3 protein-coding genes and 2 pseudogenes are annotated in these 18,146 nt (G+C 57.9%); 4 read left to right on the forward strand and 1 reads right to left on the reverse strand.

Going from position 1 to position 18,146, the window contains the following annotated elements; translation table 11 throughout:
- Positions 1 to 241, reverse strand: a 241-nt coding sequence (locus tag XALGPE39_RS16400) for a hypothetical protein (protein WP_045727388.1), incomplete at its 3' end; no start/stop codon positions are given.
- A 124-nt stretch (positions 242 to 365) separates the two neighbouring features.
- Between XALGPE39_RS16400 and XALGPE39_RS16405 the strand changes: the two are divergent.
- The 4 genes and pseudogenes from XALGPE39_RS16405 to XALGPE39_RS15565 form a co-directional block, all read left to right on the forward strand.
- Positions 366 to 3,242: pseudogene (locus XALGPE39_RS16405) on the forward strand (amino acid adenylation domain-containing protein); the annotation flags it as partial.
- A gap of 1,099 nt (positions 3,243 to 4,341) precedes the next feature.
- Entirely contained in the window at positions 4,342 to 6,042 is a 1,701-nt protein-coding gene (locus tag XALGPE39_RS15560; protein ID WP_235429758.1) for a condensation domain-containing protein, read from the forward strand.
- Positions 6,039 to 17,777: a non-ribosomal peptide synthetase gene (locus XALGPE39_RS05980; RefSeq protein ID WP_235429871.1), complete on the forward strand. Its 11,739-nt coding sequence runs from the start codon at positions 6,039 to 6,041 to the stop codon at positions 17,775 to 17,777. Before XALGPE39_RS15560 ends, XALGPE39_RS05980 begins: the two co-directional genes overlap by 4 nt.
- Positions 17,768 to 17,910, forward strand: a pseudogene (locus XALGPE39_RS15565) (IS3 family transposase); the annotation flags it as partial. The gene XALGPE39_RS05980 and the pseudogene XALGPE39_RS15565, both read left to right, overlap by 10 nt.
- Positions 17,911 to 18,146: the final 236 nt, after the last annotated feature.

Genomic DNA, 18,146 nt, shown 5'->3' on the forward strand with positions numbered 1-18,146 from the left:
TTTGATCGATCATGATCTGCGCGGTGTGCCTGATCGTGAGAAAGCGCTTGAGAAACTGCTGACCGAGGAGGCGCATGCGCCATTTGCGTTGGAGCAAGGCCCACTCATCCGTGGCCGGCTGATACGGCTTGCTGACGACGAATCCGTCCTCTTCGTCACGATGCACCACATCGTCTCGGATGGTTGGTCGATGGGAGTTTTGATCAACGAGCTGAGCGTGTTGTATCGGGCCTTTGCACATGGCGAAGCCGATCCGCTAGCACCGCTGCCAATCCAGTATGCCGACTATGCAAGTTGGCAGCGGCAATGGCTAGCGGGCGAGGTACTGGAGCAGCAGGCCACGTATTGGCGCGAGACGCTGTCTGGTGCGCCGGTGTTGCTGGAACTGCCAACGGATCGTCCACGTCCAGCGCGNCGATCCGCAGCGGACGCATGCACTCAAAGCACTGAGCCAGCGGCATGGTCTGACGCTATACATGACCCTCCTAGCGAGTTGGGCGCTACTGCTGTCACGCCTCTCCGGCCAGGACGATGTCGTCATCGGCAGTCCAGTGGCTAATCGTGGTAGATCCGAGACCGAAGGGCTGATCGGGTTTTTCATGAACATGCTGGCACTGCGGGTGGAGTTCTCCAACTCGCCGACGCTTGCGCAATTGCTGGCCTTGGTGAGGGAGCGTGCACTGCAGGCGCAGGCGCATCAGGACATCCCGTTCGAGCAGGTGGTCGAACTGATTCAACCGCCACGCAGTCTGGCGCATACGCCACTGTTTCAGGTGATGTTCGCGTGGCAGAACACACCGCAGGGCGCGCTGGATCTTGGCGAAATCGAGGTCAGTGGATTGGGTGTTGCACAGACGAGCGCGCAGTTCGACCTGTCGTTGTCGTTGGTCGAGAGTCAGGAGGAGATCGTCGGTAGTCTGGCTTATGCCACGGCATTGTTCGAGCGTTCGACGCTGGAGCGGTGGATGGGCCATTGGCGGCATCTGTTGGATGCGATGGTGGCCGAGGGTGCCGAGCATCAGGCAGTAGATCGTCTGCCGTTGCTGGACGATGCCGAGCGCTATCAGGTACTGACGCAGTGGAATGCAACGACGAAGGACTATCCACGCGAGGCCTGTGTACACGAACTGTTCGAGGCACAGGTGGCACGGACACCATCCGCCATCGCGGTGGTGCAGGGTGAAGTGTCGCTGACGTATGACGAGTTGAATGCACGTGCCAACTGTCTGGCGCATTCTCTGCGGGAGTTGGGTGTATGCCCGGATGATCGCGTGGCGATCTGCATGCAGCGCAGTGTGGAGATGGTGGTCGCGGTGCTTGCGGTGCTGAAGGCCGGTGGTGCCTATGTACCACTAGACCCGGCTTATCCTGTCGAACGTCTCGCCTATATGCTGGAAGACAGCGCTCCGGTTGCGGTTCTGGCGCAGACATCGACCTCGAATCTGCTACTGACCGCATCCGCGCCGATCATCAATCTGGATGAGTCGCACTGGCAAGATCGGTCCGTGTCGAATCTGTCGATGGATGGTCTGACCTCGGCGCATCTGGCTTACGTGATCTACACCTCCGGCTCCACGGGCCGGCCCAAGGGCGTGATGATCGAACACCGCAATACGGTGAATCTGCTGGCTTGGGCACAGCGTTCTTTCGCAGCATCGGTCCTGGAAAAAGTCCTGTTCTCCACGTCGTTGAACTTCGACCTATCGGTCTATGAATGCTTTGTGCCTTTGGTGTGCGGTGGTGCAATTGAGGTGGTCGACAATCTGCTCGCCATGCAGGCGGATGGGCAGGGCGTCACGTTGATTAACACCACGCCTTCCGCATTGAAGGGGTGGTTGGAATCAGGCGGACGAGGCGAGGGTGTCCATACGGTCAACGTGTGTGGTGAAGTGTTGAAGCGCCAAGTGGTGGAGGATCTTTTTGCCAAGACGCAAGTCGAACGGCTGTGCAACCTATATGGCCCGTCGGAAACCACGACGTATTCGAGTTGGGTGTCGATGGAGCGCAGCGACGGTTTTGTGTCTCATATCGGCACGCCGTTGGACAATACGCAGTTCTATGTGCTGGATACGCATCGTCAGCCTGTGCCGGTGGGTGTGACGGGTGAACTGTATATCGGTGGTGCCGGTGTAGCGCGTGGTTATCTGAATCGCGGTGATTTGACTGCCGAGCGCTTCCTTATGGATCCATTCAGTGCCGATCCGACGGCACGGATGTATCGCACTGGCGATCTGGGGCGCTGGCGTGCCGATGGCACGCTTGAGTTTGTGGGACGCAACGACCATCAGGTCAAGATTCGTGGTTTCCGCATCGAGTTGGGAGAGATCGAGGCGCGGCTGAGCGCGCATGTGGATGTGCGCGAGTGTGTGGTGGTGGCGCTGGAAGATGCCACGGGCAGCGACAAGCGATTGGTGGCGTATTGGGTTGCGACGCAGGATGCGATGCACGAGTCCCTTGGCGTGGAAAGCTTGCGTAGTTGGCTGTCGGACACGTTGCCGGATTACATGGTGCCGGCGGCTTATGTGCAGTTGGATCGCCTACCGCTGACCCCGAACGGCAAGCTGGATCGCAAGGCATTACCCGCGCCGGATGCTACAGCCTATGCCGCGCCTGCATATGAAGCACCGCAGGGTGAGGTTGAACACACCATTGCCGCGATCTGGCGTGAGTTGCTGGGTCTGGAGAGCATCGGGCGGCACGATAACTTCTTCGCGCTCGGTGGACATTCGTTGTTGGCGGTGCGAGTTGCCTCTCGCCTGCGTCAGGAATTGGGTGTCGAGATCGGCGTGGCGGAGTTGTTTGCCAATGCAACGCTGAAGGACCTTGCCGCGTGTGTGGCCTCTTCGTCTGGCGCGATCTTGCCGCCGATCCTGCCCTTGCAGCCGGATGCGCCGCGGGTGCTGTCGTTTGCACAACAACGGCTCTGGTTCCTATCGCAGTTCGAGGGTGTCAGTGAGGCGTATCACATCAGCGGCGGCTTGCGTTTGCGTGGTGTGTTGGATGCGCAGGCGTTGCAACGTGCGTTGGATCGCATCGTGGCCCGGCATGCGTCGCTGCGCACGAGCTTCGCGCTGGTCGATGGGCAGGCGTTGCAGCATGTCGCTGACGAGGACAGTGGTTTCCATCTGATCGATCACGATCTGCGTGAGGTGCCTGATCGCGAGGCTGTGCTGGAGCAGCTATTGGCGGAGGAGGTGCAGACACCGTTCGCGCTGGAACAAGGTCCGTTGATCCGTGGTCGACTGGTTCGGCTTGCCGATGACGAGTCCGTCCTCTTCGTCACGATGCATCACATCGTCTCGGATGGATGGTCGATGGGAGTTTTGATCAACGAGCTGAGCGTGTTGTATCGAGCGTTCGCACGTGGCGAAGCCGATCCGCTAGCACCGTTGCCAATCCAGTACGCAGATTATGCAAGCTGGCAGCGGCAGTGGTTGATGGGAGATGTGCTGGAGCAGCAGGCGAGCTACTGGCGCAAGACGCTATCGGATGCGCCGGTGTTGCTGGAGCTGCCCACCGATCGTCCACGTCCGGCTCAGCAGGATCATGCCGGCGCGATGTTGGAGGTGATCGTCGATCCGCAACAGACACAAGCGCTGAAGGCCCTGAGCCAGCGCCATGGCCTGACGCTATATATGACCCTCTTGGCGAGTTGGGCGTTGCTGCTAGCGCGTCTTTCCGGTCAGGACGATGTGGTGATCGGCAGTCCGGTGGCTAATCGTGGGAGATCGGAGACAGAAGGATTGATCGGCTTCTTCGTCAACACGCTGGCGTTGCGAGTGGAGTTGTCGAGTTCGCCGACGCTTGCGCAACTGCTGGCGTCAGTGAAGGAGCGCGCACTGCAAGCGCAGGCGCATCAGGACATGCCGTTCGAGCAGGTGGTCGAACTGCTGCAACCGCCACGCAGTCTGGCGCATGCGCCGCTGTTCCAAGTGATGTTTGCTTGGCAGAACACGCCGCAGGGTGAGTTGGATCTTGGCGAGCTCGATGCCAGTGGACTGGGTGTTGCACAGACGAGCGCGCAGTTCGACCTGTCGTTGTCGTTGGTCGAGAGTGAGGAGGGGATCGTCGGCAGTCTGGCCTATGCCACGGCATTGTTCGAGCGTTCGACGCTGGAGCGGTGGATGGGCCATTGGCGGCATCTTTTGGATGCGATGGTGGCCGAGGGCGCCGAACATCAGGCAGTAGATCGTCTACCGTTGCTGGACGATGCTGAGCGCTATCAGGTACTGACGCAGTGGAATGCAACTGCGGCAGATTATCCAAGCGATGCCTGTGTGCACGAGTTGTTCGAGGCACNTCTTCGTCACGATGCATCACATCGTCTCGGATGGATGGTCGATGGGGATTTTGATCAACGAGCTGAGCGTGTTGTATCGGGCGTTCGCACATGGCGAAGCCGATCCGCTAGCACCGTTGCCAATCCAGTACGCCGATTATGCAAGCTGGCAGCGGCAGTGGTTGACAGGAGATGTGTTGGAGCAGCAAGCAACCTACTGGCGCAAGACGCTATCGGATGCGCCGGTGTTGCTGGAACTGCCCACGGATCGTCCGCGTCCGGCTCAGCAGGACCATGCTGGCGCGATGTTGGAGGTCATCGTCGATCCGCAGCAAGCACAAGCGTTGAAGGCCCTGAGCCAGCGCCATGGCCTGACGCTATATATGACCCTCCTGGCGAGTTGGGCGTTGCTGCTATCGCGTCTTTCCGGGCAGGACGATGTCGTCATCGGCAGCCCAGTGGCCAATCGTGGTCGTTCGGAAACCGAAGGGCTGATCGGGTTCTTCGTCAACACGCTGGCGTTGCGAGTGGAGTTGTCTGGCTCGCCGACGCTGGCGCAATTGCTGGCCTCGGTGAAGAACCGCGCACTGCAAGCGCAGGCACATCAGGACATCCCGTTTGAACAGGTGGTGGAGTTAGTACAGCCGCCGCGCAGTCTGGCGCATACGCCGCTGTTCCAGGTGATGTTCTCGTGGCAGAACGCGCCTCAGGGTGAGCTGGATCTTGGTGCAATTGAGGCGAGCGGTCTGAGCGCAATACAGACGAGCGCGCAGTTCGACCTGTCGTTGTCGTTGGTTGAGAGTCAGGAGGGGATCATCGGCAGTCTGGCTTATGCCACGGCATTGTTCGAGCGTTCGACGCTGGAGCGGTGGATGGGCCATTGGCAGCATCTGTTGGATGCGATGGCGGCCGAGGGCGCCGAACATCAGGCATTAGATCGTCTGCCGTTGCTGGACGATGCCGAGCGCTATCAGGTGCTGACGCAGTGGAATGCAACCGCAGCAGATTATCCGCGCGATGCCTGTGTACATGAATTGTTCGAGGCACAGGTAGCACGGACACCATCTGCAATTGCGGTGGTGCAAGGCGAAGTGTCGCTGACGTATGGCGAGTTGAACGCACGTGCCAACCGTCTGGCGCATTGCCTGCGTGAGTTGGGCGTACGCCCAGATGATCGTGTGGCCATCTGCGTGCAGCGTAGTGTGGAAATGGTGGTGGCGTTGCTTGCGGTGCTGAAGGCGGGCGGTGCGTATGTGCCGTTAGATCCGGCTTATCCACCGGAGCGACTGGCCTATATGCAGTCAGATTGCGGCGCGGTGGTGGTGTTGACGGATACCGCCAGCCGCCACTTGGTCGAGCATCCGACTGCTTCAACGGTGGTCGTCGATCTGCAAGCCGACGGCCAGCGCTGGGCACACCTGCCCGACAGCAATCCGGATCGCAACGCCGTTGGTCTGACCTCGCGTCATCTGGCGTATGTGATTTATACGTCCGGATCGACCGGTATGCCGAAGGGCGCGATGAATGAACATCGCGGGGTCGTCAACATGGCTTTTTCTCAGAAAAATAAATTATCCTTGGATTTAAATAGCCGTATATTGCAGTTTTCTTCATTTAGTTTCGATGCTTGTACGTTCGAAATTATGATGTCACTCTGTTGGGGTGGGGAGTTATCAATTCCATTTAAAAATGAGATTGTTGCTGGTCGTGATTTATTTGAAATAATAAAAAATAAAGAAATNGTATGCCCAAAGGCGTCATGATCGAGCACCGGGGTTGTGTCAACTTATATCATCACTATGCCATTTGCTATTTAAGGAGTGGCGATAAGGTATTGGTCTTATCTTCTTTTTCCTTTGATTTGACGCTTAAGAATATTATTTCCCCATTGTTTTTGGGCTGTGCTGTCGAATTGGCACCGGCGGGTGTGGTGGTCGGATCACGTATCCTGAATCTTCTTGAGTCAAGTGGCGCTGCATTGATAAATTGCGCGCCAAGTCAATTGCATGGAGTTTTAGATGATTTTGAATCGAAACTAAGAGTAGCCTCGCTAGCGAAACTTCGCTATATCATACTGGGGGGAGAGAAGATAAAAATTGATCTGATTTCTGAATGGATTTCAGGTTCTGAGAAATATGTATTTATAAATAGCTATGGGCCAACTGAAATCACCGACGTTGCGGTCGATGGCGTCATCAAGGGGGGGGATGTTTCAGAGTCGATGCCGATTGGCCGTCCAATCGCTAACACGCGCATCTACATCTTGGATATGCACGGTGCACCGGTTCCGATTGGGGCGGTGGGCGAGTTGTATATCGGCGGCGATGGTGTGGGGCGTGGATATTTGAATCGTGACGATTTGACCGCCGCGCGCTTCCTCGCGGATCCATTCAGTGCCGATCCGACAGCGCGCATGTATCGCAGTGGCGATTTAGGGCGCTGGCGAACCGATGGCACGATTGAGTTTGTGGGTCGCAACGATCACCAAGTCAAGATTCGTGGTTTCCGTATTGAACTCGGCGAGATCGAGGCAAGATTGAGCGCACATGCGGATGTGCGCGAGTGCGTGGTGGTGCCCATGGAGGATGCCACAGGCAACGACAAGCGACTGGTGGCGTATTTAGTCGCTGCCGAGGGTGTGATGTCCGAGCATCTTGGCGCAGAAAGCTTGCGTAGTTGGTTGTCGGACACGTTGCCCGATTACATGGTTCCAGCGGCCTATGTGCAGTTGGATCGCCTGCCGCTGACTCCCAACGGCAAGTTGGATCGCAACGCATTGCCCGCACCGGATGAGGCAGCCTACGCGGTGCGTGCGTATGAAGCACCTCAGGGTGCCATCGAACAAGCCATTGCGGCGATCTGGCGCGACCTACTTGGCCTGGAGGCCATCGGGCGGCACGATAACTTCTTCGCCCTCGGCGGCCACTCGCTGCTGGTAGTGACGCTGACCGAGCGGATGCGTCAGCAAGGGTTGCAGGCCGATTTGCGCACCCTGTTTGCCACCCCGACGCTTGTGGCACTGGCCGCAGCGAGCGGTGGCGTGTCGGTCAGCGTTCCGCCCAACGGCATTATGCGCGATACCACGCTGATCACACCGGAGATGCTGCCGTTGGCGGTCCTCACTCAGCAACAGATCGATAGTATCGTCGCGATGACCCCTGGCGGCTCTGCCAATATCCAGGACATCTATCCGCTTGCTCCATTGCAGGAAGGCATCTTTTTCCATCATCTGTTGCAGCGCGAAGGCGATGCCTATCTGCAACCGAACCTGATCGCGTTCGACAACCGTTCGCGTCTGGACGTGTTTGTCGATGCACTGCAATGTGTGATTGATCGTCACGATATCCTGCGCACAGCGGTGGCCTGGGAAGGACTTGCTGCACCGATGCAGGTCGTGTGGCGGCATGCGCCACTCCTGATTGAGGAGGTGTGCCTGGACGAAGCCGATGGCGATGTGGCCATGCAACTGCAATCGCGTTTCGATCCGCGGCACTGGCGTTTGGATGTACGTCATGCGCCACTGATGCGTGGTTTTACTGCATACGACTCGGTCAATGGTCGCTGGTTGCTGCAATTGCTCAGCCATCACATGGCCCTGGATCACACCACGCTGGAAATCCTATTGGAGGAAGTCCGGTGCCACTTGTGCGGTGATGCCGACAGTTTGCTTCCCCCACTGCCGTTCCGCAATTTTGTGGCGCAGGCACTGCTGGGCGTGAGCCACGAGGAGCACGAAGCATATTTCAGCACGATGCTCGGCGATGTGGATGAGCCCTGTGCACCATTCGGTCTGATCGACACACAGGGCGATGGATCCGACCTGGAAGAGGTGCGGCTCAATCTGCCGGATCGACTGTCGTTGTCGTTGCGCAACCATGCGCGCACGCTTGGGGTGAGTACGGCCAGCCTGTTCCATCTGGCCTGGGCGCAAGTGGTGGCGCGCGCCACGGGGCATGAGCGTGTTGTGTTCGGAACGGTGCTGTTTGGCCGTATGCAGGGCGGAGCGGGAGCTGATCGTGCACTGGGCATGTTCATCAATACCTTGCCATTGCGGATCGAGATTGATGGGTCCAGCGTAGTAGAGAGCGTGCGTCTGATGCAGCAGCGCCTTGCCGGGCTGTTGCGACACGAACATGCGCCGTTGTCGTTAGTGCAGCGTTGTAGTGGTGTTCCTGCGCCCGCGCCGTTGTTTACCTCACTGTTCAATTATCGGTACAGCGGCCAGGCAGAAGGCGTTGCCGAGACGATGGCGTGGGAGGGGATCGAGACATTGTCCAGTCACGAGCGGACAAATTATCCGCTTGGCGTTTCTGTGGATGATGTGGGATCTGCTTTCGTGCTGACGGTGCAGGCGCAGCGACCTCTGGTTCCGGAACGGATATGTGCGTTCCTGCTGAAGGCGCTGGAGAGTCTTGCCAATGCGCTTGCCGATGCGCCAAAGACGCCGGTGTGCGATCTCGACGTTCTGCCTGAGGCCGAACGGCATCAGCTGCTGACCCAGTGGAATGCAACCGCGACAGATTATCCGCGCGATAAGTGTGTGCACGAGTTGTTCGAGGAGCAAGTGGCGCGGGCACCATTGGCCATCGCGGTGGTGCAGGGTGAAGTATCGCTGACCTATGCCGAGTTGAACGCGCGTGCTAACCGTCTGGCGCATTATCTACGCGAATTGGGTGTGCGCCCGGATGATCGTGTGGCGATCTGTGTGCAGCGCAGCGTGGAAATGGTCGTGGCGGTGCTTGCGGTGCTGAAGGCGGGTGGTGCGTATGTGCCGCTTGACCCTGCTTATCCGCCGGATCGAGTGGCTTATATGCAGGTCGATTGCGACGCGGTCGCGGTGCTGACAGATTCGGCCAGCCGTCATTTGATCGAGAACAATGCCACTTCGGTGGTGATCGTTGATCTGCAAGCCGACGCTGCGCAGTGGCAGCATTTGCCCGACAGCAACCCCGACCACCACGCGATTGGCCTGACTGCGCGGCATCTGGCGTATGTGATCTACACGTCCGGATCGACTGGTAAGCCGAAGGGGTCGATGAACGAGCATCGCAGCGTCGTGAATCTTGCGTTGGCGCAAATAGGTGCATTCCATGTTGAAGAAGACAGCCGCATCCTGCAGTTTTCTTCGTTGAGTTTTGATGCCTTCGCTTCTGAGTTGCTGGTGACGCTGTTTTGTGGAGCTTCGCTGTATATCGCCGACCAAGGTGATGTATTGGCAGGTGAGACGCTCACGAAACTATTGGCGGAAAATGAAATCAGTCACGTCACGTTGCCTCCTTCGGTACTGCATCAAATGCCTGAAGAGCCAAGGCTTTCGTCTCTGAAGACACTCGTCGTTGCCGGCGAAGCCCTCTCTGTGGCCATCGTGGAACGTTGGGCTGAAGGAAGACGCTTGATCAATGCATACGGTCCCACGGAGACGACGGTCTGCGCCTGTGTGCATGAATGCGATGCGAATGTGGCGGGTGCACCACCGATTGGTCGTCCGATTGCCAATGTGCGGATCTATATTCTGGATATGCACGGCGCACCAGTTCCTGTTGGAGTGGTTGGCGAGTTGTATATCGGTGGTGATGGTGTGGGACGTGGTTATCTGAATCGCGACGATTTGACCGCCGCGCGCTTCCTCATGGATCCATTCAGTGCCGATCCGACGGCACGGATGTATCGCACTGGCGATCTGGGTCGCTGGCATACCGATGGCACGATTGAGTTTGTGGGACGCAACGATCAGCAGGTCAAGATCCGTGGTTTCCGTATTGAATTAGGCGAGATCGAGGCACGGCTGGGCACACATGCGGATGTGCGCGAGTGTGTTGTGGTGGCGCTGGAAGATGCCGCGGGCAGCGACAAGCGATTGGTGGCGTATTGGGTTGCGACGCAGGATGCGACGCACGCGCCGCTTGGCGTGGAAAGCTTGCGCAGTTGGCTGTCGGATACGTTGCCGGATTACATGGTGCCGGCGGCTTATGTGCAGTTGGATCGCCTACCGCTTACCCCGAACGGCAAGTTGGATCACAAGGCATTACCCGCGCCGGATGCTACAGCCTATGCCGCGCCTGCGTATGAAGCACCGCAGGGTGAGGTTGAACACACCATTGCCGCGATCTGGTGTGACCTGCTGGGTCTAGAGAGCATCGGGCGGCACGACAACTTCTTTGCGCTCGGTGGACATTCGTTGTTGGCGGTGCGAGTTGCCTCTCGCCTGCGTCAGGAATTGGGTGTCGAGATCGGCGTGGCGGAGTTGTTTGCCAATGCAACGCTGAAGGACCTTGCCGCGTGTGTGGCCTCTTCGTCCGCTGCGATCTTGCCGCCGATCCTGCCCTTGCAGCCGGATGCGCCGCACGTGCTGTCCTTTGCACAGCAACGGCTCTGGTTCCTGTCGCAGTTCGAGGGTATCAGTCAGGCGTATCACATCAGTGGCGGGCTAAGGTTGCGTGGTGTGTTGGATGCGCAGGCGTTGCAACGTGCGTTGGATCGCATCGTGGCCCGACATGCGTCGCTGCGCACGACCTTCGCGCTGGTCGATGGGCAGGCGTTGCAGCAAATCGCTGATGAAGAAAGCGGCTTCCATTTGCTCACCCACGATCTGTGCGGTGTACCTGATCGTGAGGAAGCGCTTGAAAAACTGCTGACCGAGGAGGCACATGCGCCATTTGCATTGGAGCAAGGCCCACTCATCCGTGGCCGGCTGATACGACTTGCCGATGACGAGTCCGTCCTCTTCGTCACGATGCACCACATCGTCTCGGATGGTTGGTCGATGGGAGTTTTGATCAACGAGCTGAGCGTGTTGTATCGGGCCTTTGCACATGGCGAGGCCGATCCGCTGGCGCCGTTGCCGATCCAGTACACCGATTATGCAAGCTGGCAGCGGCAATGGCTGGCGGGCGAGGTACTGGAGCAACAGGCCACGTATTGGCGTGAGGCACTGTCCGGCGCACCGGTATTGCTGGAACTGCCAACGGATCGTCCGCGTCCAGCGCGTCAGGACCATGCCGGCGCGATGTTGGAGGTGGTCGTCGAGCCGCACCAAGCACAGGCGTTGAAGGCGCTGAGCCAGCGCCATGGTCTGACGCTATATATGACCCTCCTGGCGAGCTGGGCGTTGCTGCTATCGCGTCTATCCGGCCAGGACGATGTGGTGATCGGCAGTCCGGTGGCTAATCGTGGGAGATCGGAGACAGAAGGACTGATCGGCTTTTTCGTCAACACGCTGGCGTTGCGAGTGGAGTTGTCCGGTTCGCCGACGTTGGAGCAACTGCTGGCCTCGGTGAAGAACCGCACACTGCAAGCGCAGGCACATCAGGATATCCCGTTCGAGCAGGTGGTCGAACTGCTGCAACCGCCACGCAGTCTGGCGCATGCGCCGCTGTTCCAAGTGATGTTTGCTTGGCAGAACACGCCGCAGGGGGAGTTGGATCTTGGCGAGCTCGATGCCAGCGGATTGGGTGTTGCGCAGACGAGCGCGCAGTTCGACCTGTCGTTGTCGTTGGTCGAGAGTGAGGAGGGGATCGTCGGCAGTCTGGCCTATGCCACGGCATTGTTCGAGCGTTCGACGCTGGAGCGGTGGATGGGCCATTGGCGGCATCTGTTGGCCGCGATGGTCGCCGAGGGTGCCGAAGATCAGGCAGTAGATCGTCTGCCGTTGCTGGACGATGCCGAGCGCTATCAGGTGCTGACGCAGTGGAATGCAACGGCAGCAGATTATCCACGCGATGCCTGTGTGCACGAGTTGTTCGAGGCACAGGTGGCGCTTGATCCATCAGCCATCGCGGTAGTGCAGGGCGAGGTATCGCTGACCTATGGCGAGTTGAACGCGCGTGCCAACCGTCTGGCGCATTACCTGCGCGAGTTGGGCGTGCGCCCGGATGATCGTGTGGCGATCTGTGTGCAGCGTAGTGTGGAGATGGTGGTGGCAGTGCTTGCGGTGCTGAAGGCCGGCGGTGCCTATGTGCCGTTGGATACGGCCTATCCGCCGGAGCGCTTGTCCTACATGCTCACGGATTGCGGCGCGGTGGCGGTGCTGACGGATGACGCGAGCCGTCCTCTTGTCGAGGACAATGCCAAATCAGGTGTGATCGTCGATCTGCAAACCGAGGACGAGCGCTGGCAGCATTTGCCAGACCGCAATCCCGACCGCGATGCCAATGGTCTGACCGCAAATCACCTTGCATATGTGATCTATACGTCCGGATCGACGGGGATGCCGAAGGGCGCGATGAACGCGCATCGCGGCGTCGTCAACCGTCTGGTGTGGATGCAAGAAGCCTACACGCTGGATCGATCCGAGGTTGTTTTACAAAAAACACCGATCAGCTTCGATGTCTCGGTCTGGGAACTGTTCTGGCCGCTGCTGAGCGGTGCGCGTGTGCAGTTGGCGCAACCAGAAGGGCATAAAGATCCGGTGTATCTAAAGGCGTTGATCCGCGATACGCAGATCACCACCTTGCATTTCGTACCGTCGATGCTTCGGGCGTTGATCGAGCATGGCGATGATGATCCGTGTACTGGGGTCAAGCGAGTTATTTGTAGTGGCGAAGCCTTGCCGGCAGTGCTTGCAGAGCGTGCCCAGGCGGTTTTTCCATCATCTGAGATTTTCAACCTTTATGGACCGACAGAAGCGGCAGTGGATGTCACCGCCTGGCGCTATTGTGCGGGATGGGAAAATGCCGCAATTCTCCCGATTGGTCGTCCAATCGCGAACACGCAGATCTATATCCTTGATGTACAAGGTGCACCGGTTCCGATTGGAGTGGTGGGCGAGTTGTACATTGGCGGCGATGGCGTGGGGCGTGGGTATCTGAATCGCGAGGACCTGAGCGCCGAACGCTTCCTCACCGATCCATTTAGTACCGATCCGACGGCGCGGATGTATCGCACTGGTGATCTGGGGCGTTGGCGTGCCGATGGCACGATTGAGTTTGTCGGACGCAACGATCACCAAGTCAAGATCCGTGGTTTCCGAATCGAGTTGGGCGAGATCGAGGCGCGGTTGAGCGCGCATGTGGATGTGCGCGAGTGTGTGGTGGTGGCGCTGGAAGATGCCACGGGCAGCGACAAGCGATTGGTGGCGTATTGGGTTGGTAGGCAGGATGCGACGCACACGCCTCTTGGCGCGGAAAGCTTGCGCAGTTGGCTGTCGGATACCTTGCCGGATTACATGATCCCAGCAGCCTATGTGCAGTTGGATCGCTTGCCGCTGACTCCGAACGGCAAGTTGGATCGCAAGGCATTACCCGCGCCAGATGGCTCGGCCTATGCAGCGCCTGCGTATGAAGCACCGCAGGGCGCGATTGAACAAACCATTGCCGCGATTTGGTGTGATCTGCTGGGTCTGGAGAGCATCGGGCGACACGATAACTTCTTCGCGCTCGGTGGACATTCGTTGTTGGCAGTGCGAGTTGCTTCGCGCCTGCGTCAGGAATTGGGTGTCGAGATCGGCTTGGCGGAGTTGTTCGCGCATGCAACGCTGAAGGACCTTGCCGCCTGCGTGGCATCTTCGTCCGCTGCGATCTTGCCGCCGATCCTGCCCTTGCAGCCGGATGCGCCGCGCGTGCTGTCCTTTGCACAGCAACGGCTCTGGTTCCTGTCGCAGTTCGAGGGTGTCAGTCAGGCGTATCACATCAGCGGCGGGCTAAGGTTGCGCGGGGCGCTGGATACGCAGGCGCTGCAGCGTGCGTTGGATCGCATCGTGGCTCGACATGCGTCGCTGCGCACGACCTTCGCGCTGGTCGATGGGCAGGCGTTGCAGCACATCGCTGCCGAGGAGAGCGGCTTCCATTTAATCGATCACGATCTGCGCGGTGTGCCTGATCGTGAGAAAGCGCTCGAAAAACTGCTGACCGAGGAGGCACATGCGCCATTTGTATTGGAGCAAGGCCCACTCATCCGTGGTCGGCTGATACAACTTGCCGATGACGAGTCCGTCCTCTTCGTCACGATGCACCACATCGTCTCGGATGGTTGGTCGATGGGAGTTTTGATCAATGAGCTGAGCGTGTTGTATCGGGCCTTTGCACATGGCGAAGCCGATCCGCTAGCACCGTTGCCAATCCAGTACGCCGATTATGCAAGCTGGCAGCGGCAATGGCTGGCGGGCGAGATACTGGAGCAGCAGGCCACATATTGGCGCGAGACGCTGTCTGGTGCGCCGGTGTTGCTGGAACTGCCAACGGATCGTCCACGTCCAGCGAGACAGGACCATGCCGGTGCGATGCTGAAGGTGGTCGTCGATCCGCAGCGGACGCATGCACTCAAAGCACTGAGCCAGCGGCATGGTCTGACGCTATACATGACTCTCCTAGCGAGTTGGGCGCTACTGCTGTCACGCCTGTCCGGGCAAGACGATGTGGTGATCGGTAGTCCAGTGGCTAATCGTGGTAGATCCGAGACCGAAGGGCTGATCGGGTTTTTCATGAACATGCTGGCACTGCGGGTGGAGTTCTCCAACTCGCCGACGCTTGCGCAATTGCTGGCCTTGGTGAGGGAGCGTGCACTGCAGGCGCAGGCGCATCAGGACATCCCGTTCGAGCAGGTGGTCGAACTGATTCAACCGCCACGCAGTCTGGCGCATACGCCACTGTTTCAGGTGATGTTCGCGTGGCAGAACACACCGCAGGGCGCGCTGGATCTTGGCGCAATCGAGGTCAGTGGATTGGGTGTTGCACAGACGAGCGCGCAGTTCGACCTGTCCTTGTCGTTGGTTGAGAGCGAGGAGGGGATCGTCGGTCGTCTGACCTATGCCACCGCGCTGTTCGAGCATGCGACGGTGCAGCGATGGATGGGCCATTGGCAGCATCTGTTGGATGCGATGGTGGCCGATGGTGCTGAAGATCGGGCGGTGGACCGTCTGCCGTTGCTGGACGATGCCGAGCGTCATCAGGTGTTGATGCAGTGGAATGCAACGACGAAGGACTATCCAAGCGATGCCTGTGTACACGAACTGTTCGAGGCACAGGTGGCACGGACACCATCCGCCATCGCGGTGGTGCAGGGTGAAGTGTCGCTGACGTATGACGAGTTGAATGCACGTGCCAACTGTCTGGCGCATTCTCTGCGGGAGTTGGGTGTATGCCCGGATGATCGCGTGGCGATCTGCATGCAGCGCAGTGTGGAGATGGTGGTCGCGGTGCTTGCGGTGCTGAAGGCCGGTGGTGCCTATGTACCACTGGACCCGGCTTATCCTGTCGAACGTCTTGCCTATATGTTGGAAGACAGCGCTCCGGTTGCGGTTCTGGCGCAGACATCGACCTTGACCCTGCTACTGACCGCATCCGTGCCGATCATCAATCTGGATGAGTCGCACTGGCAAGATCGGTCCGTGTCGAATCTGTCGATGGATGGTCTGACCTCGGCGCATCTGGCTTACGTGATCTACACTTCCGGCTCCACGGGCCGGCCCAAGGGCGTGATGATCGAACACCGCAATACGGTGAATCTGCTGGCTTGGGCGCAGCGTTCTTTCGCAGCATCGGTCCTGGAAAAAGTCCTGTTCTCCACGTCGTTGAACTTCGACCTATCGGTCTATGAATGCTTTGTGCCTTTGGTGTGCGGTGGTGCAATTGAGGTGGTCGACAATCTGCTTGCCATGCAGGCAGATGGGCAGGGTGTCACGTTGATTAACACCACGCCTTCCGCATTGAAGGGGTGGTTGGAATCAGGCGGACGAGGCGAGGGCGTCCATACGGTCAACGTGTGTGGTGAAGTGTTGAAGCGTCAGGTAGTGGAGGATCTGTTTGCCAAGACGCAAGTCGAACGGCTGTGCAACCTATATGGCCCGTCGGAAACCACGACGTATTCGAGTTGGGTATCGATGGAGCGCAGCGACGGTTTTGTGTCTCATATCGGCACGCCGTTGGACAATACACAGTTCTATGTGCTGGATACGCATCGTCAGCCTGTGCCGGTGGGTGTGACGGGTGAACTGTATATCGGTGGTGCCGGTGTAGCGCGTGGTTATCTGAATCACGGTGATTTGACTGCCGAACGCTTCCTCATGGATCCATTCAGTGCCGATCCGACGGCGCGGATGTATCGCACTGGTGATCTGGGGCGCTGGCGTGCCGATGGCGCGCTTGAGTTTGTGGGGCGCAACGACCATCAGGTCAAAATCCGTGGTTTCCGCATCGAGTTGGGAGAGATCGAGGCGCGGCTGAGCGCGCATGTGGATGTGCGCGAATGTGTGGTGGTGGCGCTGGAAGATGCCACGGGCAGCGACAAGCGATTGGTGGCGTATTGGGTTGCGACGCAGGATGCGACGCACGAGTCCCTTGGCGTGGAAAACTTGCGCAGTTGGCTCTCGGACACGTTGCCGGATTACATGGTGCCGGCGGCTTATGTGCAGTTGGATCGCCTGCCGCTGACCCCGAACGGCAAGCTGGATCGCAAGGCATTGCCCGCGCCGGATGCGACAGCTTATGCCGCGCCTGCGTATGAAGCACCGCAGGGTGAGGTTGAACACACCATTGCCGCGATCTGGTGTGACCTGCTGGGTCTAGAGAGCATCGGGCGGCACGACAACTTCTTTGCGCTCGGTGGACATTCGTTGTTGGCGGTGCAGATGGTAAGTCGCCTCAATCACGCTGGGATTGAAAATAAAATTAGTGATTTGTTCTCCAATCCAATCCTGATGTCGTTGGCGGCACATCTACAAAATGAAGTGTATAGGGGGAAATTTAATGGATTGATTCCTTTTAGGGAAGAAGGTGATGAGAATCCACTTTTCATGCTATATGAGGCATCAGGAAGTGTCCTGTATGCAAAAAATATTGAAAAATTCTTGCGCGCGGGAATGCCGATTTATGGGATCGAATGTCCTGTGGATTTTTCAATAGATACCATACAAGGCATGGCTGCTGATGCGATCAAGAAGATGCGCAATTTGCAGAGTTCAGGTCCATATCGTCTGGCTGGCTGGTCTTTTGGTGGGCTAGTGGCTTATGAAATGGCAAGTCAACTTGTAGATGCAAATTTGCAAGTCGAATTTTTAGGTCTTCTCGACACTAGCCATCTGTCGACTGACGCTAAAATTAAGAATTCAATGGACTCTGCACGCAAAATAGATTGCGATTATGTAATTAGAAAGTTGTTTGAAACAGGATTTGGTCATAAAGTTGATTCGAGTGAAAAAATTAATGAATTAAGTGATCTTGTTAAGTTGTATCAAGAGATGGGTTTTTCTTCGGATTTTATCAGGGAAGGTGAGTTGATGGACTACGCCATGCGCGTCAGTCACCACATCAATGCGTCTATTGCATATTATGCAAAATCAATTCCGATGCGGGTGCACTTATTTGAGGCGTCCCAATTTTCCGAGGATAATCCATTCCTGGGGAGTCCAGCTCAGAGTTGGCAAGGCGTATTGCCTGAGAATTTAATTCGCGTCATCGAAGTGCCTGGCACACATCAAACTATGATGGAGTCACCTAATGTCGAAATTTTGTCACGGGTTCTTTCAGAGGCTATTAAGAACGGTTTGACTGACCCACAGAGCTGAGGCGCTTGCGGCTGCTGGAAGAGGAAAATCGCAAGCTCAAACAGTTGGTTGCCGACCTGAGCCTGGACAAGGCGATGCTGCAGGAGGTGGTCATAAAAAAGCTCTGAGGCCTGCCCAGAAGCGCGACTGGGTAGGCCGGCTGAAGGAGCGTTTTGGGTGAGTGAGCGGCATGCGCTGCGTGTCGTTGCAATGTCGCGCTCGGCGTTTTCCTACAAGGCCAAGGCGCGCGATTGCAGCGCCATCCGTCTGCGGATGCGCGAGATCCCCCAGACGTGTGTGCACTTCACTGATGGTGGTGGATCACTTCACTCATGAGTGTCTGGACATGGTCGTGGACCAGTCGTTGAAAGGCGAGGACGTTGCCGATGC

The organism is Xanthomonas sp. GPE 39 (assembly GCF_000963005.1).
In the GTDB taxonomy this organism is placed as follows: domain Bacteria; phylum Pseudomonadota; class Gammaproteobacteria; order Xanthomonadales; family Xanthomonadaceae; genus Xanthomonas_A.